The organism is Rheinheimera salexigens, assembly GCF_001752395.1.
GTDB classification, from domain to species: domain Bacteria; phylum Pseudomonadota; class Gammaproteobacteria; order Enterobacterales; family Alteromonadaceae; genus Alishewanella; species Alishewanella salexigens.
The window spans coordinates 3,313,842-3,325,755 of the sequence record NZ_MKEK01000001.1; the positions used below are offsets into that span (position 1 = coordinate 3,313,842).

10 protein-coding genes are annotated in these 11,914 nt (G+C 42.1%); 5 read left to right on the forward strand and 5 right to left on the reverse strand.

The window, feature by feature from the left end; translation table 11 throughout:
• Window positions 1–111: 111 nt before the first annotated feature.
• The 3 genes from BI198_RS15325 to phoU form a co-directional block, all read right to left on the reverse strand.
• The gene (locus BI198_RS15325; RefSeq protein ID WP_070050362.1) at window positions 112–1,377 is read right to left on the reverse strand and encodes an inorganic phosphate transporter; all 1,266 of its coding nucleotides are present in this window, start codon (window positions 1,375–1,377) and stop codon (window positions 112–114) included.
• Window positions 1,378–1,390: 13 nt separating this feature from the next.
• The gene (locus BI198_RS15330) at window positions 1,391–2,068 is read right to left on the reverse strand and encodes a TIGR00153 family protein (protein WP_070050363.1); all 678 of its coding nucleotides are present in this window, start codon (window positions 2,066–2,068) and stop codon (window positions 1,391–1,393) included.
• Between the two features lie 148 nt (window positions 2,069–2,216).
• Window positions 2,217–2,927 (reverse strand): phosphate signaling complex protein PhoU, encoded by a 711-nt coding sequence (phoU, locus tag BI198_RS15335; RefSeq protein WP_070050366.1) that lies wholly within the window; start codon window positions 2,925–2,927, stop codon window positions 2,217–2,219.
• A gap of 326 nt (window positions 2,928–3,253) precedes the next feature.
• On the opposite strand from phoU, the gene BI198_RS15340 reads away from it, so the two are divergent.
• The 3 genes from BI198_RS15340 (at window position 3,254) to BI198_RS15350 (ending at window position 7,533) form a co-directional block, all read left to right on the forward strand.
• Window positions 3,254–3,760, forward strand: coding sequence for a glycine cleavage system protein R (locus BI198_RS15340; RefSeq protein WP_070050368.1), 507 nt, complete (start codon window positions 3,254–3,256; stop codon window positions 3,758–3,760).
• A 114-nt stretch (window positions 3,761–3,874) separates the two neighbouring features.
• Entirely contained in the window at window positions 3,875–5,998 is a 2,124-nt protein-coding gene (gene ppk1 / locus BI198_RS15345; protein ID WP_070050370.1) for a polyphosphate kinase 1, read from the forward strand.
• On the forward strand, window positions 5,995–7,533 hold the full coding sequence (locus tag BI198_RS15350; RefSeq protein WP_070050372.1) for a Ppx/GppA phosphatase family protein: 1,539 nt from the start codon (window positions 5,995–5,997) through the stop codon (window positions 7,531–7,533). The genes ppk1 and BI198_RS15350 overlap by 4 nt, the downstream gene beginning before the upstream one ends.
• Window positions 7,534–7,582: 49 nt before the next feature.
• Here BI198_RS15350 and lptG read toward each other — a convergent pair whose 3' ends face one another.
• Window positions 7,583–8,650 carry an LPS export ABC transporter permease LptG gene (lptG, locus tag BI198_RS15355; protein ID WP_070050373.1) on the reverse strand — a complete coding sequence of 356 codons (1,068 nt, stop codon included), beginning with the start codon at window positions 8,648–8,650 and terminating at the stop codon, window positions 7,583–7,585.
• A 1-nt stretch (window position 8,651) separates the two neighbouring features.
• Window positions 8,652–9,761 (reverse strand): LPS export ABC transporter permease LptF, encoded by a 1,110-nt coding sequence (lptF, locus tag BI198_RS15360; RefSeq protein WP_070050375.1) that lies wholly within the window; start codon window positions 9,759–9,761, stop codon window positions 8,652–8,654.
• A 183-nt stretch (window positions 9,762–9,944) separates the two neighbouring features.
• On the opposite strand from lptF, the gene pepA reads away from it, so the two are divergent.
• Window positions 9,945–11,453 (forward strand): leucyl aminopeptidase, encoded by a 1,509-nt coding sequence (gene pepA, locus BI198_RS15365; protein ID WP_070050377.1) that lies wholly within the window; start codon window positions 9,945–9,947, stop codon window positions 11,451–11,453.
• Window positions 11,453–11,899 (forward strand): DNA polymerase III subunit chi, encoded by a 447-nt coding sequence (locus BI198_RS15370; protein ID WP_070050378.1) that lies wholly within the window; start codon window positions 11,453–11,455, stop codon window positions 11,897–11,899. The genes pepA and BI198_RS15370 overlap by 1 nt, the downstream gene beginning before the upstream one ends.
• Window positions 11,900–11,914: the final 15 nt, after the last annotated feature.

An 11,914-nucleotide genomic window follows, 5' to 3' on the forward strand; every position in this document is an offset into this window, starting at 1 on the left:
ACCAATATCGAACTTGCATCGAACTGGCATTGCTAAAATAAAAAAACCGCTATCGGCAGGTATCAGCAACCGATAGCGGTATTATGGAATATCCGTAATTAAAAAAATCCGTTAACCAAAAATGGCCTTTAAGATATAAAAGAAGATGATAGCTAAACCGGCACCAACCGGTAAGGTAATAACCCAAGAAATAAAGATATTACGCACTACACCCAAGTTAAGCGCTGCAATACCGCGCGCTAAACCAACACCTAATACTGCGCCCACTAATGTTTGCGTAGTCGAAATAGGTAAGCCGGTACCCGAAGCAATAACCACCGTCGATGCAGCTGATAACTCAGCGGCAAAACCTCGACTTGGGGTTAAATGGGTAATAGCCGTTCCTACCGTTTTAATCACTCGCGCACCTAGAGTTGCTAAACCGATAACAATACCGACTGCACCTAGGGGCAATATCCACCATGCTAACGTTGAACTACTATTAATCTCACCGCCTGAAGTCACCACGCTGACGACTGCCGCTAAAGGCCCAATCGCATTAGCTACATCGTTAGAACCGTGAGCAAAGGCCATACAACAAGCCGTGGTAATCATTAATACGCCAAAAATACGCTCAACGTTATTAAATTGCATTTTCTTATCGGCTGCAGGGTCAAACTTTAAGCGCGAAATAACAAATTTACCGATTAAACCCACCACCGCTGCGATAGCGAAAGCTAAATAATAGCCGTTAGCTGTACCAAAATCTAAACCGACATGCTTTAAACCCTTTTGAATGGTGACTAAGGACATCATAAAGGCCGCAAACGCCATATAAAACGGCACATATCGCTTAGCATTTTCCAATGGTTCTTCTGTATCAAAAATAAGCCTTTGAGCACTCATGAAAAACAAATACGCTAAGACCCCAGCCAGCATGGGCGTGACTATCCAACTGCCAACAATACCGCCTACTTTATCCCAATGCACCGCGTCCATACCAACGCCTACTGCAGCAAAACCAATAATAGCACCGACAATAGAATGGGTGGTAGATACTGGCCAACCAAAGTAAGAAGCTACTATTAACCACGTTGCAGCAGCTAGTAATGCGGCTATCATGCCGTAAGCCATTAATTCTGGCGCATCAACAAAGAAAGAAGGGTCAGTAATGCCACCACGTATAGTCGAAGTAACAGAACCACCGGCTAAATAAGCACCGGCAAATTCAAAGATTGCAGCAATAAATATCGCTTGTTTAATCGTTAATGCTTTTGAGCCAACAGATGTGCCCATAGCATTGGCCACATCGTTCGCGCCTACGCCATAAGCCATTAAAAAGCCAAATACCACAGCAATGATTATTAAAATTAAACCGTACGATTGTATAATATCCATCAGAAAAACCTTTTTAGCGACCAAGCATTATTTCGAGCCGTGAACCCACTCGCAGCGCGATATCGGCTAAATCGCCAATCCACTCTAACGTACGGTATAAAAACATCACATCAATCGGGTTTAAATCCCGCTCAAGTAAACGTAATGCTCTACGTAATTTGATTTGCATCTCATCGGTATCTTTTTCGATCCGATCCAAACGCTCAATCATTTTAATCACTATATCAACTGCGCGACCGCGAAAACCGGTTTCCAGCAGCTCTTCAAACTCATTGATTACATCGCTGGCTAATTGAGTAGCATCAATACAACGTTGCACATACAATTTGAAATCAGCTTGTAATTCTATTGGTATTAATAATTCACGGCCTAAAATACGTCCGGAAATATCTTTGGTTTTATTGGCAATTTTATCTTGCTGTGATACCAGCTCAAGAATATCGGCACGATCGACAGGTAAAAATAAACCGCGGGGTAAATTGGTACGAATTTCCCGTTTTTGGATATCGGCTTCCTTTTCCAACATCACTATTTTCTTCCGTACCTCTGCAGCAGCATTCCAATCTTGTTGGTACACCGCATCAAAAAAAGGTATTAACTGTTCACTGGTTTCATGCACCTTGCGGATATGTTCCTCTATCGGCTTTATAGGTGATTTAGCAAACACGGATAAAAAAGTACTAGCTGCCATAGCCTGGCCTCGTATATTTATTTGACGGTAGTCAGGGCGCATTGTAACGATATTCAAAGCGCAAGAAAAATGAAAAATGAACACTTAATGAAAACAGCCAGTGAAAATGCAATAAACACTGCCTTTTAGTCTCTATATTAGGTAACAATCAGCTTCTGGCCTCTTGTTCTAATTGCGCGTCACTACTATGGCGCACCACTTTGCCTTTAACAAAAAATATCACGTATTCAGCTAAGTTTTTACAGCGATCGCCAATACGCTCTAATGAACGCGCCGACCAAAGCACATTCATAACCAGCGGAATGCTTTTAGGCTGCTCAGCCATATAGGTCATTAACTGCCGAGTAATGGCTTCATATTCAACATCAACTTTTTTATCTTCTTTGTGTACCTGCAGTGCCATTTCCACATCCATGCGGGCAAATGCATCCAAAACATCATGCAACATTTGGCCAACATGACGGCCCATATTATCTAAATTAACCAGTAAACCTTGTTGATGGCTATCAAATTGCTCTAAGGCTGCTCTGGCAATTCTGCGAATTTCATCGCCTATCCGCTCTAAATCGGCTATGGCTTTAATAATAGCCATTATTAAACGTAAATCACTGGCAGCAGGCTGACGACGCACAATAATTTCAGTGCAGGTTTTATCGATGGTTAATTCCCAGTTATTAACGGCTAAGTCGGTAGCAATAACTTGCTGGGCTAATTCGGTATCGGCAGAAGAAATTGCTTGCAAAGCATGGCGTAATTGCTGCTCTAACAAGCCGCCCATCGCCATCACTTGATTGCGAACTTGATCTATTTCTTCATTAAATGAACTGGAAATATGTTTGCTTAAATTAAGCTTATCCACTAATGGCTCCGATTAAAAATGCAAGTTATCATTTATTTAGCCCAACTATATCCGCGAAATTCGCGAATTATGAAAATAATGTCTAAGTATAGGCAAAAACTCGCTGTCAGAGCTAGTAAAGCTCGCATACTACTAACTAAATACTCGCTAAATATTAATTTCTCACTGCTGAAACTAAGTATTTTATGTTAATTTTTACCGTTATATTTTCCAAAATAAAAACATAGCGCTACACTGATAATGAATTGACGTTAAATGGCATTAGCTTGGCAACGACAACTTGTCGTTAGCAATACTTTCACATTAGGTTTGAATAGGAATACATAATGAAGCAGTTAGTACTTACGCTAATAGGACAAGATAAACCTGGTTTGGTCGATCACCTTGCCACTGTAGTTAATGAAAACAATGGTAACTGGACCGCCAGTAATTTAAGTCATTTAGCCGGTTACTTTGCCGGTATCTTACAACTTGAAGTGTCAGAACAAGATTTACCTAAATTAACCCAAGCGTTAGAGCAAATTACCGATCTTGATATTAAAATTCAGCATGGCATTGCCCACACTTTAAATGAACAACAGCATTTACGTTTTGTGATCACCGGTAATGATCGCCCAGGTATAGTACGCGAGCTATCATCTGTGATTAAACACAAAGGCACTAATATTATTCATTTTGAAAGTAGTAAGCAAAGTGCGCCTAATTGGGGTGTGCCTTTATTTACCGCAGTAGCCACGGTAGAACTTCCTGCTGGTGTTAGTCGCAATGAAGTGGTAAAAGCGCTAGAAGCAATTGCTACCGATATTGTGGTTGATGTCGAAACAGAGCATTAATCTGGTTAATTCATTTTAGCAACCAAGAATACAGCGGTAATTTACCGCTGTATTCAGTTAGTTTTCATTAAAACAGCTTATGCTGATGCCAGTTAGTGCTTGGAGTGGTAAATAATGCAACAGCAAAGTCCAATTTATAACGCTGAGTTTCCTAGTTATCCCCGCGAATTAAGTTGGCTCGACTTTAATGGCCGTGTCTTACAAGAAGCGGCAGACGAACGTAATCCAGCAATAGAGCGGCTACGCTTTCTTGGCATTTATTCTAATAATATGGATGAATTTTTTCGGGTTCGAGTGGCCGATGTTAAACGGCGCATCTTGCTAAAAAAGTATCAAGCGAGCGAACAAGAAGATGCCGAAGCGTTACTGAGTCAAATTCAGCAACAAGTGTTGCACCTAGGCCAGCGTTTTAATGCCATCTATATTGATATCCAGTTGGAACTGCGTAAGCACAACATTGAGTTAATTGATCATTTCAAATTAACCGAGCTGCAAAGCAATTGGGTTAAACGCTATTTTCGCCAAGACGTGATTAAACATATCTCACCGATGATTTTATCCGGTGATGAAGTTAAGTTAACCAAAGCGCTTGAAGATAATACCACCTACTTAATGGTCGAAATGACCGGTAATGGCAAACCTGAATATGCCATAGTGCAAGTCCCTACTTCTGAACTGTCGCGCTTTATTGAATTACCGCTGGATTTAAACACTCGGAAAAAAAATGGTCATTATCGGCGGCAAATTTTGCTGCTTGATGACGTTATCGTGCACTGTATTGCCGATTTATTTAGTGGCTTTTTTCAGTTTGAACATATTCACGCTTACTCGTTAAAGCTAACCCGCGATGCTGAATACAATATCAGTGATACCTTAGATCAAAGCTTAATTGATAAAATGTCTAAAGGTATTCGCCAGCGCTTACAGTCTGAGCCGGTACGTTTAGTCTATGACGCCGCTATGCCCGAGCAAATGCTTAAGGTACTGAATAAACTCTTAGGTACTGGCTCAAATGACTCGCTAGTATCAGGTGGCCGCTATCGTAACTTTAAAGACTTTATTAATTTTCCTAACTTTGGCCATTCTAGTTTGGAGTTCCCTAAATTTACTCCCTTAGTCAGCGCTGAATTTGAACGACACTCCACCAGTTTTGATGCTATTAACCATAGCGATATTTTGCTGCACTATCCGTATCATAGCTTTGGCTATTTTACCGAATGGGTACGTCAAGCGTCATTTGATCCTAAAGTTAGCCACATTAAAATAACTATGTACCGCGTAGCCAAAAATTCTCGGGTTATTCACTCTTTACTGGATGCAGTACGCAACGGTAAAAAAGTCAGCGTAGTAATGGAGCTCAAAGCCCGCTTTGATGAAGAGAATAATATTAACTGGGCCCGCCGGATGACCGAAGGCGGCATTCAAGTAGTCTTTGGCCTAACAAGCTTAAAAGTCCACGCCAAATTATGCTTAATTACCCGGCAAGAAAAAGGCAAAGCCGTGCAGTATGGCCATATTGGTACCGGCAACTTTAATGAAAAATCTGCCGTTATTTATACCGATTTTAGTTTATTTACCTGTCACCCTGAAATAACCAGCGAAATTGATCAAGTATTTGAGTTTATTGAGCATAGCTATCGGCCTTATATATTTAAACACTTAATCGTCTCACCCACTTGGGCTAGGCCAAAACTGCTGGAGTTAATTCAGCGTGAAATTGATGTAGCAAATAGCGGTAAAAAAGCTGAGATACTGCTTAAAGTGAATAATTTAGCGGATGATGAAATCGTCAATTTACTGTATCGCGCCAGCCAAGCCGGGGTAAAAATTCGCTTAATTGTTCGTGGTATGTGTTCGTTAATTGCCGGTTTAGTCGATAAAAGTGCCAATATTAAAGTCATTAGCATCTTAGATCGTTTTTTAGAACATGCTCGGGTCTACGTTTTTCATAACGCCGGTGATAGTGAAGTGTATTTATCGTCTGCCGATTGGATGACCCGAAATATCGACCAGCGGGTTGAAGTAGGTGTGCCTATTTTTGATCCGCGCTTAAAGCAAAACATTCTAGACATCTTAGATATTCAGTGGCGAGATAACGTAAAGGCACGTATTATTGGCCCTTGTCATGATAATGCTTATGCCAAGCGCGGTAATAAACGTAAGATCCGCTCGCAACAGCAGATCTATAATTATTTAGCCCGCCAAGCGCGGCAGCAACTAGATATTGAAATTGAATGAATTTTACCCGTTCAGACCTCGAGCAAGCTGATCAACACCCTTACATAGCTGCGGTTGATTTAGGCTCAAACTCATTTCACTTGGTCGTGGCCCGTATTATTGATGGTGATATACAGCTTCTACATCGTGAAAAACAAAAAGTACAATTAGCCCAAGGCTTAAATGAACACTTTGTCTTAAGTGAAGAAGCTATTGAGCGCGGCTTAAAAGCCTTAAGCCAATTCGCTGATACGCTAGCTCCTTTTAAACCAGAATCCGTTCGGGTTATAGCCACTTTCACGTTACGCCGAGCCAAGAATGCCGCCACTTTTATCCGCCGAGCTAAATCGATTTTTCCTTTTCCCATTGAAATTATTTCTGGCCAAGAAGAAGCGCGCATTATCTATCAGGGTGTCGCCCATTTTGAGCATTTTAATGATAAAAGATTAGTTATCGATATTGGTGGTGGCAGTACCGAGTTTGTTATTGGTTGCGGCCAAGAACCGCTAAGCCTTAGCAGCCGAAATATTGGTTGTGTTAGTTATGGTATGGATTATTTTAGCCAAGGTCGCATCAGTGAAAAGCGTTTTAATCGGGCTATTTTACATGCCGAGCAAGAACTAGAGCATATTGCGAATAACTTTAAAAACATTGGTTGGCAGCAAGTATTAGGTACTTCTGGCACCGTAAAGGCGGTACGAGATATTATTGTTGCTTTAGGTTTTAGCAGCGATAGCATTGAGCTATGCCATCTTGAAACGTTAAAAAGCTACTTATTGCAATACAATAACTGTAGTGAATTAATCATACCTGGCTTAAATGAAGATCGTAAATTACTGATTTGTTCTGGCTTAGCTATTTTAATTGCCGCATTTAAACAACTGCAAATACAGCAATTACATTATATAGATGCCGCGCTACGCGAAGGTATTTTATACGAAATGAGCGACCGCTTGCAGCATGTCGATATTCGCCAGCAAAGCGTGGCCAGTATGCAGCGCCGTTATGATATTGATATAGCCCAAGCCAATAGAGTGAGTCGTACTGCTTTAACCTTGTTTAACCAAGTGAATACTCATTGGCAATTACAGCAAGAACATGCCAATGCATTAGAATGGGCGGCAAATTTATTTGAAGTCGGTTTACACATTAACTCGTCCAGTGTACAAAAACATTCGGCCTATATTCTGCAAAATGCTAATTTACCGGGCTTTAACCAAGAACAACAACTGTTAGTCGCTACCTTAGTTAGGTTTCATCGGAGAAAAATTCGTGCCGAAGAAATTCCAAACTTTAGCTTATTTCAGTTACCCCAAGTGGTAAATTTAATTGTGTTATTGCGATTAGCAATATTGCTGAACCAAAAGCGTCGTGACGATTTTTTACCTGAAATCAGCATTAGCGCCAGCGAGCAACAACTGCAATTGCATATTGAACCTGACTGGTTACAACAACAGAGCTTATTAGCCGCCTATTTACAAAGCGAGCAAAAGCAGTTGCGCAAGGTGGCCTTTCACTTAGAGTGTCCAAACCTACCGCTACCTCATCAAGAATAAGTTTAAGCCTTAGTTTTAAGCAATCTGCGCGGCTAATAACCGCGCGGGCTTAAACTTTTTTGCGCATCAAATATATTGATAATAAAATAAATAACAGGCTGGGCAGCATAGCGCCGGCTGCTGGGGGTAATTGATACACTAAAGCTATTGGCCCAAACACTTCATTAGTCATGTAAAAGGCAAAGCCGGTTAAAATACCCATTAACACCCGAGCGCCCATTGTCACACTACGCAAGGGGCCAAAAATAAAAGATAACGCCATTAATAACATGGCGATTATGGTCAGTGGTTGTAACACTTTTCGCCAAAAGGCTAATTGATAACGGCTGGCGTCCTGACCATTTTGTTCAAGATAATCGACGTAATCGACCAAGCCAGTTAGCGATAGCATTTCTGGTTTAATGGTAACCACGCCAAGTTTTTCCGGTGTTAATGACGACCGCCAACGTTGCTTATCTAATTGTTGCTGTTCAATTTTTGGCTCCGTAAATTGCAGTCGCTTTACTTGTTGTAGCAACCAAGCATCGTTTTTAAACACAGCTGATTCTGCACTGACAATCGACAGTAACTTTAATTCTTCATCAAATTGATAAATAACAATATTATTTAAGTTACCAAAATCATCAACTTGTTTAATATTGACAAACTGATCACCATCTTTAGCCCAAACACCTTGCTGGGCGGCAAATAAATTACCATCAGAAATGGCTTTAATCCGCAGTTCGCGCGCCGCTCTATCACTAACAGGTGCGCCCCACTCAGCAACCGCCATAACAATTAGCATCATAATAACGGCGGTTTTCATCACCGAACTGACAATATTAAACCGCGACATACCCGCCGCTTGCATCACCACCAGTTCGCTATTACTGGCCAGCATGCCCAAACCGATTAAGCCGCCAATTAATGCCGCCATCGGAAAAAAAGTCACTAAATCACCAGGTACACTGTACAAGGTATAAAGTGCAGCATGCACCATATCGTAGTAACCGCGACCGACAGAACGCATTTGGTCGATAAATTTAAACATGGCCGATATTACCAGCAACACACTTAAGGTTAGCATTGACGTGCTTAAAATCGTTCGGCCAATATAAACATCTAATATCTTTAACATATTAATTACGCCCCGCTAGCCAAGCTTGGAATCGTTGCGCACTGGACCTATTTCTAAAAATTAACACCATGCCTAAAATTAAGGCCAAGGCATGCAGCCACCACATGCCTAATATGGCCGGAATAGTACCGTCTTCCAGCGCTGAACGCGCAATAATCAGCAGGGCGTAATAGCCTAGGTACAATAATAATGCCGGCATTAAACGGCCAAACTTACCTTGGCGCGGGTTAACCCGGCTCAAGGGCACAGCAATAAGGGTCAGTAGCGGGATCGACAACGAAATAGCAATACGCCAGTGCCATTCGGCTACGGCTTCATTGCTATCAAGCTGCATTAACTCTGCAGTTGGTAAACTACCTAACTTGCGCCGGCGCTGCTCAACTTCTTGTTCACGAATTTGAATTTGATAACGACCAAACTCGGTCACTTCAAACGCTGCCGTTTTACCTTCACCCGCATAACGACGCCCTTGGGCTAATTCTAACTGTTGGGCACCTGTCGCATCTTCGGTCACTTTACCCACTTGCGCATAAACAATGGCATGGGCAGGATTATTCTCTTGGCCACCTTGGCCGCTGTTTTGGGCCACAAACACCTTGCTTAATTCACCATTACGGTTGATGTCATGAACAAAGATCACCGCTTTTTCATTCGAAGTATGTTGAAACCGACCCGGTACTAATGAAAATAAGCCGGCACTGGCATCGGCTTTTTCTAATAATTGATACTCTTTTTCGGTCGCCCAAGGACTAATATATAACGTCACTGCACCTGCTATTAGAGCTAATAATAAAGATAATGATAAAGTGATACGTGCCACATACCATTCACTGACACCGGTGGAATGTAATACGGTCATTTCACTGTCAGCATAGATCCGGCCATAAGCCACTAACACGCCAACAAAAGCACTTAATGGCAAAATAATTACCGCTAATTGCGGTAATTTAAGCGCGACTATGCTCATCACTAACTGACCCGGCAATTCGCCTTCAGATGCATCAGCTAAAATTTTTACAAATCGCTGACTTAAAATAATGGTCATTAAAATAACAAATACGGTTAGCTGAGATTTTAAAACCTCACCTAACAGATAACGGAAAATGATCAATGCGCCCCCTAAAACCGACCTTTTTACTGGAAGCTTGGCGATTTTTAAGTAAACTTAATGTTTATAACAATTATTATCGACTAAACGACACAGAAAACCGAGCTTTTTTATATAATCACGGTAGAATTTGGTTATTAATGTACCAAGTGACGTTTATACCGTCTGTTAGAATCAGGAGTTAGCATGGAGTTCAGTGTAAAAAGCGGCAGTCCAGAAAAACAACGCAGTGCATGTATTGTAGTTGGTGTGTATGAGCCACGTCGCTTGTCTGCAGTAGCGGAACAACTGGATAAAATTAGTGAAGGTTATATTAGCAACTTATTACGCCGTGGCGATTTAGAAGGCAAGTCGGGGCAAATGTTATTATTACATCACGTCCCGAACATCCTAAGCGAACGCGTACTATTGGTAGGTTGTGGTAAAGAGCGTGAACTAGACGAACGCCAATATAAACAAATTATCGCTAAAACCATTAGCACGTTAAATGAAACCGGCTCGATGGAAGCCGTATGCTTTTTATCTGAATTGCATGTTAAAGGCCGCGATACCTATTGGAAAGTGCGCCAAGCTGTAGAAACCACGCAAGATAGCTTATATGTGTTCGACCAATTAAAAAGTAAAAAAGACGAAACGCGTCGGCCGTTACGCAAAATGGTGTTTAATGTGCCTACCCGTCGCGATCTCACTATTGGTGAAAAAGCAGTAGAGCACGGTTTAGCCATCGCCACCGGCAGTAAGTTAAGCAAAGACGTTAGCAACATGCCGCCAAATATTTGCACGCCGCAATACTTAGCCGACCAAGCTCAAGCTTTATGTCAATTATCCAGCAAAGTTAGCGTTGAAGTACTAGGCCCAGAAGAACTGGCTAAGCTTGGCATGAATTCCTATTTAGCCGTTGGCCGTGGCTCGGTAAATGGCCCGCGGATGTCGGTGATTAATTACCGTGGTGCCGATAATGATTCGGCGCCAGTAGTATTAGTCGGTAAAGGCTTAACGTTTGACTCGGGTGGTATAAGCATTAAACCGGGCGAAGCCATGGACGAGATGAAATACGATATGTGTGGTGCGGCCTCAGTACTTGGCACAATACGCGCCGTATTGCAGCTTGAATTACCGATTAACTTAGTCGTAGTGCTTGCTGCTGCCGAAAATATGCCAGATGCCAATGCTTATCGACCAGGTGATATTTTAACCACTATGTCAGGGCAAACCGTTGAAGTATTAAATACTGATGCCGAAGGCCGCTTAGTATTGTGCGATGCCTTAACCTATGTTGAGCGCTTTGACCCAGATGTAGTCATAGACGTGGCAACCTTAACCGGTGCCTGTATTGTGGCATTAGGTAAACATGCAACGGGATTATTAAGCAATCATAACCCGCTAGCGCACGAGATTTTGAATGCCTCAGATCAAAGTGGCGACCGGGCATGGCGTTTACCGTTATGGGATGATTATCAAGATCAGTTAGAAAGTCCTTTTGCTGACTTTACTAATCTAGGTGGCCGTGCTGCAGGTACTATTACCGCAGCCTGCTTTTTATCGCGCTTCACCCGTAAATATAATTGGGCGCATTTAGATATTGCTGGTACTGCCTGGCGCAGTGGCGGCAAAGATAAAGGTGCAACCGGACGTCCAGTGCCTATGTTAACCCAGTTTTTAATTAACCGCGTTAACCAGCAACAGGATAGTTAATGCCTGTTACCTTTTACGTACTAACAGCTGCGCCAAGCAAGCAAAATGAGCTGAGCATTACGCCAGCTCATTTTGCTTTAGCCTGTCAGCTTTGTGCTGATCTGTATCGGGCAAAACAACGGGTTTTCGTTTATACTGCCGACCAAGTTCAAGCCGAAGCATTTGACCAGCAGCTGTGGCAATTTGATGCCGAACGCTTTGTCCCGCATAACTTAAGCGGTGAAGGTCCAAACTATGGCGCTGCAGTTGAAATTGGCTGGCAAGCCCCGCAGCAAAACCGCCCAGTGTTAATAAACTTAACCGAGCATGTGCCAGACTTTGCGCACCGTTATAAACAAATTATCGAATTCGTTCCTACCGAAGAGCACTTAAAAGCTCAAGCTCGGGAACGATATAAGCAATATCGTCAGCGCGGTATCACTCCAAGCACGATAACGATCGACTGACAAACAGGTACTCTC